Annotated in this window: 17 protein-coding genes; 14 read left to right on the top strand and 3 right to left on the bottom strand. The window is 46.0% G+C overall.

Features of this window, described 5'->3' with window-relative positions; all coding sequences use genetic code 11:
- Positions 1 to 174 precede the first annotated feature (174 nt).
- A complete protein-coding gene (locus NR121_RS24305; RefSeq protein ID WP_256832080.1) occupies positions 175 to 1,068 on the bottom strand; it encodes a LysR family transcriptional regulator in 894 nt (297 codons plus the stop codon).
- A gap of 202 nt (positions 1,069 to 1,270) precedes the next feature.
- On the opposite strand from NR121_RS24305, the gene NR121_RS24300 reads away from it, so the two are divergent.
- From NR121_RS24300 to NR121_RS24270, 7 genes are all read left to right on the top strand, one after another.
- Positions 1,271 to 2,155 (top strand): carbon-nitrogen hydrolase family protein, encoded by an 885-nt coding sequence (locus NR121_RS24300; RefSeq protein WP_256832079.1) that lies wholly within the window; start codon positions 1,271 to 1,273, stop codon positions 2,153 to 2,155.
- Complete coding sequence (locus NR121_RS24295) at positions 2,152 to 3,012, top strand: ABC transporter permease (protein ID WP_256832078.1); 861 nt, start codon at positions 2,152 to 2,154, stop codon at positions 3,010 to 3,012. The genes NR121_RS24300 and NR121_RS24295 overlap by 4 nt, the downstream gene beginning before the upstream one ends.
- 29 nt (positions 3,013 to 3,041) lie before the next feature.
- Positions 3,042 to 4,082 (top strand): ABC transporter substrate-binding protein, encoded by a 1,041-nt coding sequence (locus NR121_RS24290; protein ID WP_256832077.1) that lies wholly within the window; start codon positions 3,042 to 3,044, stop codon positions 4,080 to 4,082.
- 175 nt (positions 4,083 to 4,257) lie between these two features.
- The gene (locus NR121_RS24285; RefSeq protein WP_256832076.1) at positions 4,258 to 5,385 is read left to right on the top strand and encodes an AbrB family transcriptional regulator; all 1,128 of its coding nucleotides are present in this window, start codon (positions 4,258 to 4,260) and stop codon (positions 5,383 to 5,385) included.
- A 23-nt stretch (positions 5,386 to 5,408) separates the two neighbouring features.
- A complete protein-coding gene (locus tag NR121_RS24280; protein WP_256832075.1) occupies positions 5,409 to 6,185 on the top strand; it encodes an ABC transporter ATP-binding protein in 777 nt (258 codons plus the stop codon).
- A 40-nt stretch (positions 6,186 to 6,225) separates the two neighbouring features.
- Positions 6,226 to 7,575 carry an amidase gene (locus NR121_RS24275; RefSeq protein WP_256832074.1) on the top strand — a complete coding sequence of 450 codons (1,350 nt, stop codon included), beginning with the start codon at positions 6,226 to 6,228 and terminating at the stop codon, positions 7,573 to 7,575.
- The gene (locus NR121_RS24270) at positions 7,572 to 7,766 is read left to right on the top strand and encodes a hypothetical protein (protein WP_054819969.1); all 195 of its coding nucleotides are present in this window, start codon (positions 7,572 to 7,574) and stop codon (positions 7,764 to 7,766) included. The genes NR121_RS24275 and NR121_RS24270 overlap by 4 nt, the downstream gene beginning before the upstream one ends.
- Positions 7,767 to 8,212: 446 nt before the next feature.
- Here the strand turns inward: NR121_RS24270 and NR121_RS24265 are convergent, their stop codons facing one another.
- Positions 8,213 to 10,300 (bottom strand): helix-turn-helix transcriptional regulator, encoded by a 2,088-nt coding sequence (locus NR121_RS24265; RefSeq protein ID WP_054819970.1) that lies wholly within the window; start codon positions 10,298 to 10,300, stop codon positions 8,213 to 8,215.
- A gap of 266 nt (positions 10,301 to 10,566) precedes the next feature.
- Here NR121_RS24265 and cynS point away from each other — a divergent pair, with 266 nt between their 5' ends.
- The 6 genes from cynS (at position 10,567) to NR121_RS24235 (ending at position 15,829) form a co-directional block, all read left to right on the top strand.
- A complete protein-coding gene (gene cynS, locus NR121_RS24260) occupies positions 10,567 to 11,010 on the top strand; it encodes a cyanase (protein ID WP_054819971.1) in 444 nt (147 codons plus the stop codon).
- A 59-nt stretch (positions 11,011 to 11,069) separates the two neighbouring features.
- Positions 11,070 to 11,246 (top strand): twin-arginine translocase TatA/TatE family subunit, encoded by a 177-nt coding sequence (locus NR121_RS24255; RefSeq protein ID WP_256832073.1) that lies wholly within the window; start codon positions 11,070 to 11,072, stop codon positions 11,244 to 11,246.
- 15 nt (positions 11,247 to 11,261) lie between these two features.
- Positions 11,262 to 12,605, top strand: a complete 1,344-nt coding sequence (locus NR121_RS24250) for a CmpA/NrtA family ABC transporter substrate-binding protein (protein WP_256832072.1) — start codon at positions 11,262 to 11,264, stop codon at positions 12,603 to 12,605.
- 23 nt (positions 12,606 to 12,628) lie between these two features.
- On the top strand, positions 12,629 to 13,477 hold the full coding sequence (gene ntrB, locus NR121_RS24245) for a nitrate ABC transporter permease (RefSeq protein ID WP_256832071.1): 849 nt from the start codon (positions 12,629 to 12,631) through the stop codon (positions 13,475 to 13,477).
- Positions 13,467 to 14,234 (top strand): ABC transporter ATP-binding protein, encoded by a 768-nt coding sequence (locus NR121_RS24240; RefSeq protein WP_054819974.1) that lies wholly within the window; start codon positions 13,467 to 13,469, stop codon positions 14,232 to 14,234. Before ntrB ends, NR121_RS24240 begins: the two co-directional genes overlap by 11 nt.
- Before the next feature lie 107 nt (positions 14,235 to 14,341).
- Positions 14,342 to 15,829, top strand: a complete 1,488-nt coding sequence (locus NR121_RS24235) for a methyl-accepting chemotaxis protein (RefSeq protein ID WP_256832070.1) — start codon at positions 14,342 to 14,344, stop codon at positions 15,827 to 15,829.
- A gap of 65 nt (positions 15,830 to 15,894) precedes the next feature.
- Here NR121_RS24235 and NR121_RS24230 read toward each other — a convergent pair whose 3' ends face one another.
- Complete coding sequence (locus NR121_RS24230) at positions 15,895 to 17,328, bottom strand: flagellin N-terminal helical domain-containing protein (RefSeq protein WP_256832069.1); 1,434 nt, start codon at positions 17,326 to 17,328, stop codon at positions 15,895 to 15,897.
- 227 nt (positions 17,329 to 17,555) lie between these two features.
- Here NR121_RS24230 and NR121_RS24225 point away from each other — a divergent pair, with 227 nt between their 5' ends.
- The gene (locus NR121_RS24225) at positions 17,556 to 17,816 is read left to right on the top strand and encodes a hypothetical protein (protein ID WP_256832067.1); all 261 of its coding nucleotides are present in this window, start codon (positions 17,556 to 17,558) and stop codon (positions 17,814 to 17,816) included.
- Positions 17,817 to 17,848 lie beyond the last annotated feature (32 nt).

Here is a 17,848-nt window from a genome sequence, read left to right as displayed (position 1 = left end):
AAGTGCCTCTAAACCCTTGTGACATAAGGATTTTTTGATTATTCAGCAAGCCCTACTTAGTCATTAAAAAACTGCACCTCCAACTGTTAGATGATGTCTAACAATTGGGGTGCAGTTCACTATGGGGCGTTTTTTCTTTTTACTGTTAACCCCTAAGTTGTCAATCATTCGATTTTAGGTGAACTGATGATTTTTTGTAATGTGTTCAATGAACAAATGATCCGGACTATTTAACTCGTTTTTTCGGTAAACTAGAAAGGTTTGTCTCATCGGAAGAGGGTTATTTTTAATCATTACTTTGGTTAATTGTTTGCTTGACAAGGCCTTTCGCATATAGGAGGGGGCGAAGAAAGAAACTCCTGCGTTAGATTGTATCAAATGTGTTATTAATTCCAAGTTACTCGTTTCATATTTTACATGATAAGGCTTATTCAATTGTTTTAACGTGAAATCAACCGTTTCCCTATACTGGCTTCCCTCGGGATATAAGATAAGAGGTTGATCTAGTATGTCCTCTAGAGACACAGGTGAGGATTCTTTGGCAAAAGGATGGTCTTTGGACACTATCAGGAAGATATGCTCGCTGTTGATTAATTTAAACGTAAGCTGGCTGTCGGTAATGCTATACTTCGTGATTCCTAACTGAAAGGATCTATCTTTTATGGATTTGATCACCTCATCTGAAGAGCATGAAACCACTTTAATAGCGATATCCGGAAAATGTTCGGTAAAGGAATCTATAATCTCGGGTAACACATAAGCACTGAACGAAATAGAACTACCGATGATTAACTTCCCCATTAAACCGTTTTTTATATTTTCAACCGTTCTTTTACCTTGGTCCAGTGCTTCCAGTACCTTTTCCGCATAGGGAAGAAATCCTTTTCCTTCCTCAGTGAGCCGAATTTTGTCCTTTCCCCGTATAAAAACGGCTTTCCCCAGCTCTTTTTCCAATTGATTGATGCGATGAGATAGCGTCGATTGAGGTAAAAACAAGTATTCCGCGGCTTTTAAGTAACTGCCTAAACGATATATGGCAACAAAGGTTCTGATTTGTTCAAGGGTCATTTTATCAACTCCTTTAATATGTGTTATAGATATGTTATAAAAAATAACAATTGACATCGGTTTCATTAAAATCATTCATATTTTGATGAAAAAATGGTATTTTTAATGTCATTATACTTTCGTGTATAATGGATATCAAGTAATAAGGATAATTAAATGTTAAATAAATTAACAAAATAATTACACAGAGAGAGGGATGGTTATGATGCAAGAACAATTGTTAATCGCCGCAGCCCAAATGGCTCCCAATTCCGAAGTGATTGAAGAGAATGCGGAACGTATCGTTCGGTTGATGTCTGAAGCTCACAAACAGGGAGTACGAATGATATGCTTTCCGGAATTAGCGTTAACTCCATTTTTTGCAGTGAAAAATACACGTAACATTGAGCATTATTTTGTAGATGCGTTCCATCCCTCTCTACAAATGATTAGAGCAAAAGCCAAAGAATTGCGCATGAATGTCATTCTAGGCTATGCCGAAAAAACGCCGATTCAGTATTTCAATTCGGCACTGATTTTCAACCATGAAGGCGAACTGGTTGGCAATTATCGAAAAATGCATCTGCCTGGTGCGCTCATTGATGATACTGTTGGGAATTTTGAAAAAATATACTTTACCCCAGGCGATTGTGACTATCCGGTGTTCGATCTTGGCATAGCCAAGATCGGATTGCAAATCTGTTATGACCGGCACTTTCCCGAAGGATATCGGTCGTTGGCGTTATCCGGGGCACAAATTATTTTTAATTTGACGGCCGCCAGTTCCTATGGAACCGATTGGAGAGGGGATACGTGGGATTTGCTTTTGCGGGCCAGAGCTTTCGAGAACGGGGTATTCGTAGTCGGTGTCAACAAGGCCGGGATAGAGTACGGGAAAGATTATTTCGGTAAGAGCATGATTGTTTCGCCGCTGGGAGGTAAGATCATGGCTGTCGCAGACAAGGGCAGCGAGGATCAATTGGTGATCGGGAAGATCGATTTATCCGAGCTCATAGAAGCCAAGCTTCGGCTGCCTTATGCCAGAGACCGGAGGGAAGTGGACGACCGCTTTATCCAAAATCCAAGAAAAGTAGGTGCAGGCTTATGATGAATCAGGGTGAAGCGGCTGCGATAAACAAACGCATCAGGATGGATGCCGGGGCTGTCGCCAAACGAAAAATGACCGCTGAAATGCTGACGCCAACCAAAATCAATGAATCCAAAATGAATGTGATTCGTTTAGCGTTATTCATCGGATTTTTATGTGTATGGGAAATCGCGGTTCGTATTGGCATGGTTGATCCGTTTTATTGGAGCAGTCCGCTGAAAATCTCCGAACAATTCATGCTGCTCATATCCAACGGTGTTCTTTTTCACGATACGATGTTTACTTTAAGGTCCACGCTGCTGGGTTTTTTCATTGGTACGGTTTTGGGGGTTATCACGGGGTTGAGCTTCTGGTGGTCCCAATTGTGGGCTAAAGTGATGGAGCCTTTTCTCGTGATGCTGGAATCGGTACCGAAGATAGCGCTGGCTCCTATCGTGATTATCTTTTTCGGTATTCATTTGCCCTCGAAAATCGTGATGGCCACATTGATGACATTAATCATTACTGCGCTAATTGTTTGGAACGCGGTAAAAACGATCGATCAGGATTTGATCAAGATGATGTACTCTTTAGGTGCGAATCGGTTTCAAGTGTTTCTGGGGGTTGTAATACCCAGCACGATTCACTGGATTATTTCGTCTTTACGCACGAATATCGGATTCGCATTATCGGGAGCTGTGGTGGGAGAATTTATAGCTTCAACGACTGGATTGGGGCATATGATTCACAATGCCGGCCAAGTATTTCAAGTTGACGTTGTCTATGCGGGTGTTTTAACGCTAACGGCTATCGCTTACGGACTTTATTTGACGGTAGGAAAAATTGAGCAACTGGTACAAAAATATTTGCCGTTTTAAAAAAATAAATGGAGACAAGGGGTTTTCACATGAAAAAACGTTTATTTTCGATGCTTGGCATGTTGCTGCTTATTTTCGTCACAGCCTGTTCCGGTGCGTCTAATCCGGGTTCGGGCGATTCCGCTGCTCAGGCAGCCGGCAACGATGGAAGCGCCAAAAAAGTAATTATTGCGGAACCGAATCATCAGCTTGGATATTTGCCCGTTTATGTGGCTCTGAATGAAGGTTTTTTTCAAGAGGAGGGTTTAGATGTAGAACTGTTAATGACCGGCGGCGGACAACATGTGAACGCCGTATTGACAGGCAATGCGCATGCCTTTGTCGGAGGTCCGGAATGGAACGCATTTGCCCTTGAGCGCGATGGAGGAAAGGAAAAAGTGATCAAGGCGGTATCCGGTGTTACCCATCGCGGGAACGTTTATTTAGTGGGTAAACCGAACACGACATTGCCGACGGACCCCGAACAGCTAAAACAGCTATTTAAAGGCAAAACCATTGTAGTGGGGGTTAACGGCAGCACAACGAATTCCATTCCGAGGTACTACTTGAAAAGTATAGGCTTAGATCCCGATAAGGATGTCACCTTAGTAGCGGTTGAAACGGGGAACATCATTTCTACCTTTAAGAGCATGAATGCCGATTTTGCGGCCGGGGTGGAGCCGAATCTTTCGGAAGGCATTGACCAGGGAATCTACGGTCAGCCACTGGTCAATTTCCCAAAGCAATGGGGTGAGTATGCTTATTCCACGCTTAATGTGTCCGAAAAGTTAATCAACAGTGACCCTGAGATGGTTCAAAAGCTGGTCAACGGTGTGGCAAAGGGATTGGATTTAATCCAGTCCGATCCTGATAAAGCGAGGGAAATTGCCAAGAAAGAATTCAGTACGATGGATCCTAGGGCTCTGGAGCTTTCTGTCAACCGCTTCTTGGAAGACCAATTGTGGGAAGGAGCGAAATGGATCAGTAAGGATGCATTCGAAATCAGCATGAAAATTGTCGTTGAGGCCGGAAAGCTGAAAGAGGTTCCCGCGTATGAATCGTTAGTTGAAACGAAATTTATGAAAAAATAAGGGAAGGTCGCGAAGCTGATGGAACATGCCTTTTATCAAACGGGAAACTTAGAATCCGAACAGACAATCATCCGCAGTTTGAGTACGGGGGGCAGCGGTGAAGGAAGGAATGAGATGTGTTGTTCCTTTATGTGATATGCCAGGACATGATATCGGCATTGGGTAGACGATTGCAATGATCGAATCCGGTCAAAAGAAACTGAAATTAGTGTATGTTACGGCGCTCCTCTTGGTATCTGCTTTCATAGGCGGGCTGCTCGTCAGAGGTGGATTCGGATTGGGATGGATGTTTGGGGGAATGATCGGGTCTGCGCTGCTTTCCTACTTTGTTTTGCCCAAGCTAAAGCTGGGCAAGATCGGTTGGATTAGTCACATGCGTAAGATGGGTCAGGCCATTCTAGGCGTTGGGATAGGGTCGATGCTTCACTTTGCCGAGCTCGTCAAATTGAATTGGATTTTGGTTGATATCCTGATCATGGTGGCTATTTCCCTGATTCTCTCCTTTATTGTCGGTATTTTTTATGCGTTTGCCGCGCCCGGACAGTCTATGAGAACAGCCATTTTTTCAACACTGCCCGGTGGTGTGGGGATTATGGCCAGTGTCGCCAAAGAACATGGTGCCAACGGTGAATTGGTTGCCATTCTGCAATCTCTGAGAGTCGTTTTAGTCGTCGTGCTGGCCCCCCTTTTTCTTCACGGTACGTTCTTTTTTAAGACGAATGGCCGGACATTAACGGATACCAATGGGATGACGGCGGTGATGATATCTCCCGTACTACTTACTCTCGCTTTAGCGGTCGGCGGGTACTTCATGGCAAAGAAATGTAAAATTTCCTCCTATGCATTGATAGGTCCGCTGCTTCTTTCAATTTTGTGTACGAATCTGCTTCCGTTCGCGAGCGACTTTTCTATTCCCTATTTCATGTCGGCTATTGGACAATTGTGCTTGGGTTTAACAATTGGTCACGGTATGGGAAGCAGGCTGCATGAAATTAAATGGACGGATTTAACTTTCGGAATTATATCTGTTATTTTTACTGTGTTTTCCAGCACTGCGGCCATTATTTTTTTTCATTACGCAACAGACCTGGATTGGAAAACGGCAATCCTAAGCGCGGCACCCGGGGGGGCTGTGGAGATGATCGTGTTGGCGCAGTCCCTGCATGCGCACTTGGAAGTTATCGTAACCGCCCAAGTTATCCGGCAAGTATTGGTTAATGCGCTCATCCCTTTATGGATACTCATTGCGTATAAAAGTGAGTCGATGTTTGAGGACCGGAAAAAGCCCTTAAAAGCAAATTGATAATACATGAAGGAGAAACGCTGATGACGACTCTTATGAAGCTGGATGAAATTAAAATGGAAATGACGGGAAGTAACCAGGAAACAGTGAAAATAATTGAAAACATCTCCGTTAACATCACTAGGGGCAAGTTTATAAGTATTATTGGCCCAAGCGGCTGCGGTAAAAGTACTTTGTTCAATATCATAGCTGGTCTGCTAAGGCCATCCACAGGATCGATCTATTTGAATGACAACCGCATCACGGGTGAAATCGGGCATGTTTCCTATATGCTGCAGAAGGATTTGCTCTTCCCGTGGTTAACTGTATTGGAAAATGTCACTCTGGGTATGAAGCTGAACGGAGTTCCGAAGAAGGAAGCGATAGAAGCTGCCGTTCCTATTCTAAAAAAGTATGGGTTGGGCGGTTTCGAAAACAGCTACCCTAAAACGTTATCGGGCGGAATGAAGCAGAGAGTTGCTTTAATGCGCACCATTTTACACGATAAAGATATTATTTTGCTAGATGAACCGTTAAGTGCCTTAGATGCACAAACTAGATACTCTATTCAAATGTGGTTGATGGAAATATGGAGGGATTTGGAAAAGACGATGCTGCTGGTAACTCACGATATTGATGAAGCTATATTTTTATCTGATGAGATCTATGTTTTATCCAAGAGACCTACGACCATTGCCGAGTGCGTCCATGTTTCATTGCCGCGTCCCCGGGATGAAAAGATATTCTCGACCTCTGAGTTCGCGTCGATTCGAAGGCATCTGGTTGCGTTGTTAAGCAATACCGATCGCGCAACCGCATAAGAAGTGCTCAGGGGAAGAGTCCGTATGGAGGTGTTTTCGTTTGGATGATAATGAGATTGATTTGACAGGTCTCGCCCACATGGTGAAAACGAAGAAAGTGTCGCCAGTCGAGTTGGTGCGGCATTATTTGGAGGTGATCGACAAGAAGGACGGCGAAATTAAAGCGTGGGTTACCGTGCTGGAGGATCAGGCGATCGAGCAGGCCAAATCCATTGAGCAAAAAATCATGGCGGGTGAAGATGCGGGGAGTTTGGCCGGCGTACCATTTTCGGTAAAGGATATCTTTTTTACGAAAGGGATAAAAACAACCTGTGGTTCGAAGGTTTTGGAGAATTATGTGCCGAATGATGATGCTGCGGCGGTTTCGAAATTAAAAAGTGCCGGAGGCATCCTGATCGGGAAAAATACAACCGCCGAATTTGCCTTTTCTCATCACACCGAGACGAGGAATCCGTACAATTTGGCCCATTCCCCCGGCGGCTCCAGCTCAGGCTCGGCAGCGGCGGTAGCGTCCGGTATGACGCCGTTCGCGTTAGGCTCACAAACCGCGGGATCGCTCATCAGGCCGGCTTCGTATTGCGGATTGGTCACGATGAAACCGACATTAGGTCGGTTAAGTCGTCACGGAGTGGTCCCGGTAAGCTGGACATTGGATCATATTGGTGCGATAACGAAAACGGTTCGAGATCAAGGGTTGATTTTGAACATCTTATCCGGATATGACGCTAATGATCCGATCTCAATCAGGGCGGACAAAATTCAATCGCATGTAACCCGGCTAAATTCATTGAAAGGGTTTAAAATCGGTATTCCCAAGCAGTATTTCTTTGAAAATATAGAAGAAGATGTGCGGATTTGCGTCGAACAATCCGTTCAAAACCTCATACAATTAGGGGCCGTTCCCGTTGATATTGATTTGCCGGAGTCCTTCGAGTCTGCGGTTGCGGCACATGCCGTCATTGCGCATTCGGAGGCGAGCAGTTACCACCTGGATATGTTTAGAACCAAAAAAGATTTGTATGGTGAATATTTGCGCAACCGGCTGGCGGTAGGGATGTCCATTCCCCAGACCGCTTATTTAAAAGCGCTGCGTATTCGGGAGATTTACAAACAGCAAATGCAAGAAATTTTCAATGCTATCGATGTGCTGGTTACGCCTTCCGCTCCCGATGCGGCGCCGGAAGGATACGGAACCGGGGATCCACGGCTCAATGCTCCGTTCACTTTAGCCGGGATACCTTCGTTGACCGTTCCTTGCGGTTTTTCAAAAGAAGGGCTGCCGATTGGTTGTCAGATGGCCGGCAAGACATTATCGGAAGAAACATTATTAAGCGTTGCTTTGTTATACGAGCAAACGTATCCTCTTTTCAGAAAGGAGTGGGCGATGTGAACGGCAATGGCGCCATGATTCAAAATATGAGCGGTTATCTGGTTCTGAACGGTTTTGTTCGTGAGTCGGAAATCGATAAGATTGCAGTACCCTTGGAGAAAATGATAAGGAATATAGAAACAGTCTTGAAATATCCGATCGGTCATGAAGCGTTTCCTGAATCGGGTGAGCTATGTCGGACCGGAAATTAAAGTGCGAAATTGTTCATCCGGCACATTAATTAGACAAGGGCGTACGACCTAGCCGGTTTCGGAAGCGGTAAGTCAGTTGCTGGAGGCAGCTGGCTTACCATTTTTTTCGTTGAAGGCCTTACAAGGTTGACTCTTCGTGTATCTGTCGGGGATAGGGAGCGGAACGCAAACCCCGCTGTTCCGGTACGTGTGGTTGTAACGCGCATGTAGAATTGATTGGATGGATCAAAAAGTCCCTCATTGAACGTTTGAACTAGTGATCTTTTGATGATTCATCGGTGACTAGTACTTGTTATCATATGACCTGTTCATGTTCTATGATTGCTATTGCAGAAAGTAAAGAACTTCAAAAAAGGAGAACGTGCTATGGCTGATGACATGATATGGATTCTTTTTTTCTTTTGAAATTAAAGAAAGGACCTGACGGTGAAGCTTCCGTCAGGTCCTTACGTTTTCCAGTAAAACTCCATCAGCTTGGTTAACAGTAGTGTGCGGTTCGTCACTTCAAATTTCTGAAACATGGCGTTCAGATGCTTCTTGACGGTAATCTCGCTGAGGTGCAGACGGCTGGCGATTTGGGCATTCGTCAATCCTTCGCGCAGCAGCTCGGCAACCTCCTGCTCTCTTTCGGATAATATAATGGATTGAATACTTAGGTCAGGATTAGGAGCGTAATGCTGCGGTTCTTGCTGTTGTTTCCCCGATTCCCACTGTGTAATGAGTTCAATTCCGGCCATCTTCATCATGTGATCCAGATAATCCAACAATTGATCTCCGCGGGTATCGAGAATGTAGGTCGGTGAGAGTGTCTGCCCGTCATAGTTCGTATGGAACCCATGAGCGGCCTTTTGGAAGAGCATGCTTTCCAATGTTTCTGTGAAATAGGAGTGAGGCGGCGGTGAAACGACGATTCGTTCTCCAGAGAATACAAGCGAAATCATGAGATGGGCGATCGAAAAGTGCAGATCTGCATTTTCAAAATCCCCAATATCAATCGTATGAATGAACCAGCCGGAACGTGTGCTCTCAGGAACAGAGTAGGATGCAAGCTGAGCAGGCTCCAAGCCTTGAAAGTAGGATGCCGACAGCGGATGTTGAAGCAGGTAATTCAACGTTCTCTCATTAATAGGGATGATTACCGCCAGGCCGACGATTTGATCCTGAGCATCTTTAACGATACGGAAGCAGTCCATGCCGAAATCGCGAAGCTCGTTTAAATTCACCCACATCAACGCCTGGCGGCTTTGCTTTTCGGTCTGCGCAAACTGAAAGCTCCGGTTGCTGTAAGGATCGAACAACTGGATGACCGTATCGCGGGCCTCTTCGTTTCTTCTTTGCAAATAATGCTTGATGGCATCAACGTCACCGGCAGAAGCGTGGTTGAAATAACGGGGGACATTCAGCCCTTGCAGGAATGCGCGTGGGATCGGGCCGCCGATGTAGTACATCAGTTCCCCGGCGAACCAGGTCGTTTCGTTGCTCCTTTTACCGGAGGTGAGCCGTTCATAGTAATAAGAAACGATGCGGATCAAGTAATGTTCGTATTGCATAGGCGACCTGGAGCTCAGATCTTGAATGACGGCATTGCGCAATAGGTCATGAATTCGCCAGCCGTGGCTGGTCTTGTAGACAAACGAATAGCGTATTAATCTTCGAAAATCGATCGTTTCGATCTCCCGGTCCAACACGTGGGAGAGAATGTCTTGGTTAAAATAACGCAGCGTTGAAGCGGCCTCCACGATCGTCCGATAGCTTTGGCCCGGGACCTCGCGAAGCCACCGTTCAACAATATAGGATAGAAAATCCATGTTATGTGCCCGCAGTGCTCCGTATTCCGCTGTGTCCGTCGTCGTTTGAGAAGTGGCGATTACGGCAACAGCCATCATCAATGGATGTCCCTTGGTTTGGTTCCATAATTGAATGATAGACGGCTCATCATGGATGCCATTCATATGGCAGAACTGTCTGACCGCAGTAAAGTTAAGCTCGGATAAGGGGAGAGAGAGCAGCCGCTTCCTCCATTCCGGAGACAGATACCACGCTTCGGAGAGAGGGTATCTGCCTGCGATGACCGTGATCAACCGCTTTGGCAGCCTCACCAGAAAATGCTCCCGCAGCCAGCTGTCAATGCTCTCCATACATTCATAGGCATCAATGAGCAGGACAACCGGCTGCTTGTCGTTTAAGCGGTTGAGCTGCTGAATACACGTATCCACCACATCATTGGCATGTTCAGCCGCTTGAACAGATACGCCTCCGATCATCTGCAAAATATGAGAACAGAACGAGGCAGGAGTTTGGATGGAGCTATGGCCTTCGATAACGATATCGTAGTAACCAGCCTGGCTGCAGTGCCGTTGGAATGCGTTCAGCAGGCTGCTTTTTCCTATCCCTCCCGTACCGTACACATTAATGATGGTTGCTTCGATGGTAGTACCCAGAACTTCCCTGAACACGGCCAGCTCCTGCTGACGGCCCAAAAACAAAGGATCTTCTTGATGATATGTCGCATCGATATAGTGGTAGTTAATCAAATGGACCCTCTCCCCTCACTTTATATCCTTTCGTATACCTTATTTGTATACCTTTAGATACTGTTTGATAACAGAAAGAAGTGTTATGATTTATTACACAAGATGCAGATAGGGGTGTTAGAGTTTATAACATAAGTCGTTGATTGAGTCAATAATACACTGTAAAATCGACATTTTGCAACAATTTGGCATCGAAAAATTGTCGGAAAAGTACATTTTCAAAAAAATATGTCATCAATCTATCATAATATGGAGGGTATATGCCAATGGACAGAACGAACATCACCTTGAAAATTTTAAAAGCTAAAGAAGAGAAGCAGCTTTCTTGGCTAGCCATTGCCGAGCATGTCGGAGCATCAGAGGTATGGGTGACAACGGCTTTACTGGGACAAGCAACGATGTCGGCTGAACAAGCAAAGAAGGCCGGTGAAATTCTCGGATTGGATGATGAGATTGTTTCTTCGTTAACCGTACCGCCGTTTCGCGGGAATGCGGTCCAGATGCCGCCAACGGAGCCGGCGTTATATCGCTTATATGAAATCATCATGGTATACGGTCCTGCGTTCAAAGAAATTCTGAATGAGAAATTCGGTGACGGCATCATGAGCGCTATTGATTTTGAAATGCATATGGAGAAGAAAGAGGATCCGAAGGGGGATCGTGTGCTTATTACCTTAGATGGCAAGTTCCTGCCTTATCGCAAGTTTTAACTAATAAGAGGTGCTGAAAACCGGAGTTTGGAACCCGCAGTAAAGAGGAGGGTGGTCGCATGCTATCAACCATAGGGTTACCCGGGCTTCTCTTGATCATCTTTGTGGTCTTAATCTTTTTCGGTCCCCGGAAGCTTCCCGAGCTGGGCAGATCCTTCGGTACCACACTGAAGGAATTCAAGGATTCAACAAGAGGCGTATTCGAGGAATCGGATAAACATACGGTGGAGAAATAATCTGGGGGGTAAACCATGATCGAACACAACAAGCATCAATGCGGACCTGAATGTACGCACGAAAGCCATCAATATCCGGACGTGCCGATCACGAATGAGAGAGAATTAAGAACCTATCAAGGTCAAATGAAGGATCTCGGCCTCGTCATGACACGAAGAAGCTTTATGAAATACTCGGTTGGCTTGGGTGCCACCATCCTGGCAAGCGGCGGGATAATGTCCTTCATCGCCGGATGCTCCTCTCAGCCCTCGGGCAGTTCGTCCCAAAGCGGATCCATGGTGAAAGCCAATGTGGAAAAACCGGATTTAACGATTGGATTCATTCCTATTACTTGCGCGACGCCAATCATCATGGCGGCTCCCATCGGGTTTTACAAGAAGCATGGCCTGAATGTTACCGTGAAGAAGTATGGCGGCTGGGCAGATATTCGTGACGCTTATATCGCCGGCGAGGTGGATGCAGCGCATTTATTGTCTCCCATGACTCTGTCGCTCAGTCTTGGTTTGGGCTCCGCTCAGGTTCCAACACGTCTGGCGGCTATTGAGAATATCAATGGCCAGGCGATCACCCTTGCTAACAAGTACAAAGACACAGTGAAGAGCGCAGCGGATTTCAAAGGCATGGTATTAGGCGTACCGTTTGATTACTCCATGCACAACCTGCTGCTCCGGTATTATTTGGCTGACGCCGGTTTAAATCCCGATACCGATGTGGAGATTCGTGTGGTGCGTCCGCCGGATATGGTAGCCCAACTTGTGACCGGCAACATCGACGGCTACTTGGCGCCGGACCCGTTCAACCAGCGTGCGGTGCATGAGAAGGCGGGCTTTATTTTCAAATTAACGAAAGATATTTGGCCGAACCATCCTTGCTGCGCCTTTGGTGTGAAGCAGGAATTCATCGATAAATATCCGCAAACCTACCATGCATTGTTGAAATCGATTGTTGACGCAACGAATTACAGCAGTGACATGAACAATCGTGAGGAAATCGCCAAAGCCATTTCGTCGAGGGAATATTTGAATCAGCCGGAGGAAGTTGTCAAAAGTGTGCTGACCGGTAAATTTAATAATGGCTTAGGCGGAACAATGGATGTTGCCGACCGGATCAATTTCGATCCATTCCCATGGAAAAGCTTTGCAGTGTGGATGTTGATCGAAATGCAGCGTTGGGGCTATCTGAAAAACCAGACGAACCTTGATTACCCTAAAATTGCCGATGAAGTATTCCGTACGGGTGACGTTCGTAAGGCCCAGCAAGAGCTAGGCTTCAATTCCCCGGCCGACGATTACAAGATTGAAAAGATTCTGGGGAAAGACTTCGATGCATCCAAAGTTACCCAAATGCTGCTTAAATAAGCGGCTGAAGAGGAGGCATAGGTATGAGCATGTCGAAACCAATGACCACATCGGCCGGTTTATCGAAAAAACCAGGTTCAACAACGTGGAACTCGGTGTCTATAAATACGAAGGCATTCTTGCTATTCCTGTTAATATTCCTAACCGGCGGCGCCATATGGGAGCTGGCTGTATCGCTCAGCTTGCTGTCCCCGTTAATTCCTGCCCCCAGTCTCATTGTATCGCAGGGGTTTGAGCTGATCCGGGACCCGTTCTACAGCAATGGCGTCAACGATGCCGGGATAGGCATTCATCTTCTAGCCAGTATTCAACGCGTCTTGACGGGCTTTCTATTGGCGGCTGCTATCGCGGTTCCGCTGGGATTCATGATCGGGATGTCCGCTGTATTGTCCAAGGCGATCGATCCGTTCATCCAGGTCATGCGCCCGGTATCGCCTTTAGCTTGGCTGCCGATCGGACTGGCTCTCTTTCAAAGCTCGCAAAGCACAGCTATTTTCGTCATCTTTATCTCCAGTATTTGGCCGATCCTGCTTAATGCGATTTTCGGCGTGCGCAACATTCCCAGAACGTATCTTAATGTGGCTCGTACGTTGGAAGCAAACCGCTGGATGGTCGTGAGCAAGGTCTATCTTCCGGCAACGCTGCCTCAGATTGTAACCGGACTTCGCATCAGCCTCGGTGTAGCTTGGCTTGTTATCATCGCTGCAGAGATGCTGATCGGCGGCCGGGGCATCGGGTATTTTGTTTGGAACGAGTGGAACAACTTGAATATTGCGAATATCATCGTCTGTATAGTGTTGATTGGTTTGGTCGGTATTGTATTGGATCGTCTATTATCTATGGTAGAAAAGAGGGTCAAATATGAGTACTGATACGTTGCTGCAAATCAGTCGCGTTACCAAATCATATAAGACCCGAGGTAAAGTCTTCGATGCATTAGATGAAATCTCACTGAATATTAAAGAAGGAGAATTTATTTCGTTAATTGGCCCCAGCGGCTGCGGGAAGAGTACGCTGCTGAATATGGTCGCGGGATTGGAGGACTGCAGTACAGGGCATATCATACTGGACGGAAGGAAGATTGAGGGTCCGGGTGTCGAGAGGGGCATGGTCTTCCAGAGTCACGCGTTGTATCCTTGGCTGACCGTCTTTGACAATATCATGTTTGCGTTGGACTGTGTCATGAAGACGGCTTCAAGGGCGGAGAAGGAGGAACTGGCGAACAAATATCTGGATGTGGTTAAGCTGACGGCAGCCAAGGATAAGAAGCCTGGTGAAATTTCGGGCGGGATGAAGCAGCGGGTAGGGATCGCCAGAGCATTCGCCATTAATCCCAAGGTGCTGCTGCTGGATGAGCCGTTCGGAGCATTGGATGCTTTGACCCGCGGCGAATTGCAGGATGAGCTCGAACGGATATGGGAGAAGGACAGACGGACCGTCATCATGGTGACGCATGATGTAGATGAAGCCATACTGTTGTCTGATCGCATTGTTGTTATGGGTCATGGGCCCAAGGCAAAGGTGTTGGACTGCATCGAAGTAGACATTCCAAGACCGCGGCAGAAAGCGGAACTAATGGAGGACCCTCGGTTTGTCTTGTTGAGGAAGAAATTGGTCGGCATGCTGTAAGTTGAATCCAAAGTGTTAAGCTGGCTGTACTGTCTAGTAGCTTGCTGCTAGAGGTACAGCCTTTTAATAAATTGATCCTGGATGATATTGAAGGGGAGTGGAAGAGTATGCTGCATAATTTATTCTCATTTCAACAAACCAAAGAGCTCCTCTCGAATCTCGCCGCAGGTGATTTAACGGAGGATGGAATCGGCGAGTTAAGAAAAATGGGGCCGCTCGATCTGCTCGTATTGAAAACCGTACGCGGATTGCGGCCGCTCATTCGGGTCGTGGAAAACTCGGCCTCGCGGCTGCATAAAAAAATGGAGGAGCTGGAGGCACGGTCGGAGATTGTGACCGACCATGCCGCTGGAGTGAACGTCACGATAAGGGACATGGCTGAAGCCATTCATGATTCAGCAGAGCGATCGCAGCAGGTTGCAGCGGAGATGTCGGACGTGAACCAACTGCTGATGAAGATCAAGGGGACGCATCAAGAGCTATCACAATCCTCAGAGAAGCTGACCGGCCTTGTCGGTGAAGGGCAGATTGAAATGACAAGCGCTCTGCAGCGGATGTTGAAGGTTACAGAGGAGAATACCTGGGTTCAGCAGAAGATGGAGTCCGTTCGCGAGACGGTAGCCCAAATATCCACTATTCTTAAATTAGTGCAGGATGTCTCAAGCCAGACGCAGATGCTGTCATTAAATTCGAGCATTGAAGCGGCCCGTGCCGGCGGGCAAGGAAGCGGCTTCTCGGTGGTAGCCAAGGAGATAGGCAAGCTATCCAAACAAACAAAGGATGCTGTCAGGGAGATAGAGCTCCTTCTGGCAAGTGTGAACGGAAGCACGAATGAGCTGCAGGAAGGTGTGCGCAGAATGAATGAGACGACAGAGGATGGTATGAAGGTGATGACGAAAGCGCATGATCGCTATGAGATCATCGTATCGTATTTATCGCAAACCACTAAAACCATTCAGGAGGCGGAACAGAGTATCCATGGCATTGAACATGCCTCCTTCCAGGTATCAGAGGCGATGCAGAATATCTCGGCCATGGTGGAAGAAACAGCAGCCGGAATCGAACAAATACTGGCTTCCGCTCAAACGCAGCAAGCGACGATAGAGGATATGAGAACGCTCATTAAGGAGGTTCTGCGCAGCGGGCTCTCACTTCGCTCGTCCGTCTCCCAATTCAAGCTTCCACAGGAGGGGCCCGGCGGGAAGTTCCAGCAATTAGCCCATGATTGGATCGAATCTGCTCTGCAGGTCCGGGTGATGATGATCAAGGTATTTGAAATTACCGATAAAAATAAGCTTGACGACTGGTATCAAGAGCTCTGTCATCAGGACGACTGGATGAAAGGAAGCTTCGCGAGGCTCGGCGATGTCATGGTCGATTCAGAGGATAGGGCCGCTTATGAGTATCTGTATAAATGCTGGGATGATTACTTAACGGCAAGGGACAAGAATGTTAGGCTGCTGTTTGCAGGTGACTTTGCCCGTGCTAAGGACGGGGTTATGAATGAGGCCAGAGAACGGTTCAAGCAAGCCATGGATCATATGTATGAATGGCTGGAAGCTTCTTATAAAGACAGCCGGTCCAAACTAGCTTAAACGCTTTGAAGGAGAGGCTGCCCGTCAAGAAGGGAGGTCGTCTATATTTAATATATGGATCGGGTTTACTTTAAAAATTGCAGTGCCGATTGGGTCATTTGATTCGCTTGTGCCAGCATAGCTTGGGATGACTCAAGCAGTATTTTTTTATTGGCTAGGTTTGTTAATTCCTTTGCCATATCTGCGTCGCGTATTTGTGATTCCGCTGAAGCAATGTTCGCCTTATAATTGGCGACATTATTTTTAATATGCTCTAACGCATTCTGGTAAGTACCGAACTTAACGCGTTCCGACGTCACTTTCTCAATGGCTTGATCCACTTTTGTGAGGGCCTCTTGAGCTTTTTCATACGGATCAACCGCGATATCATCGATTCCGAGATTAGGCGTGCGCGCATCGAAAAGGTTAATACTAAAAATATCCCCACTATCCGGGCCCACCTGAAAATGCAAGGGAAGGAAAACTCCTTCTTCTTGGCCAAAGCCCGTGTCCGTAACGATTCTGTCGGCTAGTCCAGGAGAAATATTAGAGGCGATATCCGAAGCTGTGGATGGAATGAAGATTTGGTTAGCGATCCCGTCGTAGGCGCTTGAAAAGGAAAAAGTATTGGCAGTTCCCGTTAAATCTACTCCAAATACATAGGAGTATACATTGTTCTCGAGCAGCTTGGATTTGACATCGGCCTCCGTCGTACTGCCAGTTTCATTATATGTATCCGTCAGAAGAACAAAGATCTTCTTTGAGTTTGAATCGTAACCCAAAGATGCTCCTTGGCTTCCGTTGGGAGCATAATTGATCATGTGCTGATATGGGGTTGAGGTGCCTCCTGTAGCCACATGCACGGTAGATAAGTGATTTTGGATTGCGGCAATATTATTCGTCAGAGGGAGATTTCGATTAGGATGTACAGTACTGACAGTCCCTACCCTTACATCTCCGTATGCAGATAAATTACTAACAAAATCAGATATTCCCGCATTTATTTTGTCTATCTCCTCTTGCATGGTAGCTGAATCATCTATGAAAAAAATGATATCTGCTGTTTGCCCGCTTGGGGATCCGCTGTTTTGTTGTACAATCGGGGGACGAAGCAATTTAATGTCATTGAACTCCGTATGGTTGGCTATATCATTAATACTACTCTTAATCTGATCGATCTCTCTTTGAATAGCTTGTTTATCTGCAGGTGTTAGAACGTCACTCGATGCTTGAATCGTAAGTTCTCTCATTCTTTGTAACAAGGGATTTTGGATTTGTCCCAATCCGCCCTCAGCGGTTTGAATGAGTGAGATTCCATCCTCTATATTTTTTTCGGCTTTTTCCAAGCCGCGAATTTGTGCTCTCATACCTTCCGAAATACCCAATCCGGCAACATCGTCTGCGGCCTGATTAATTCGTAATCCGGAAGCTAGTTTTTGCGCGGAGTGATCCATCGTTTTATTATTTATTTGCAGCTTATTGTAAGTATTTAATGCAGGTAAGTTATGATTAATTCTCAACCTTTACACCTCTTCGTTGATCCTTGCAGCATATCCAGGAACTATGACTTTAGAACTATATGTATGATCAATTCGACATGAATTTGTGAACTCCTTTATATTACATGGACTGTTAAAAAAATTATTTACTCATATTTCATAATTTTAACGCTTAAGGGTGTATTGTGCATATTATTTCCACTACTGCACACGCTATGAATAATTGATCTTCAAAGGTGGCACGTCATTTGGAAGATAATATGAAGCAGTCAAGTGAATTAATCAATGCATTAGTTCAAACGAATATGGAAAGGTTCTTTACCTATGGCTTTTTAAGCCCGCAATGGTGGCTGCTCTTGGCTTTTCTCGTTGTTCCCTGGCTCATTTGGTTCAAGATCGCAGATAGAAAAAGAATGCTTGATATCATGGCAGTTGGAATGTTAGTTGCGATGGCTACTAAGCTTTTAGACTTGGTCGGTTATAATTTAGGGCTTGCTGAACAAGATTAGTTCCATCTACACCCAACGCAAGTCTCTAAACC

The sequence above is a fragment of the Paenibacillus sp. Pae15 genome (assembly GCF_024519685.1).
GTDB classification, from domain to species: Bacteria; Bacillota; Bacilli; order Paenibacillales; family NBRC-103111; genus Paenibacillus_G; species Paenibacillus_G naphthalenovorans.
Note: the sequence above shows the minus strand (reverse complement) of the source record. Positions and strands in the feature narration are given on the sequence as shown.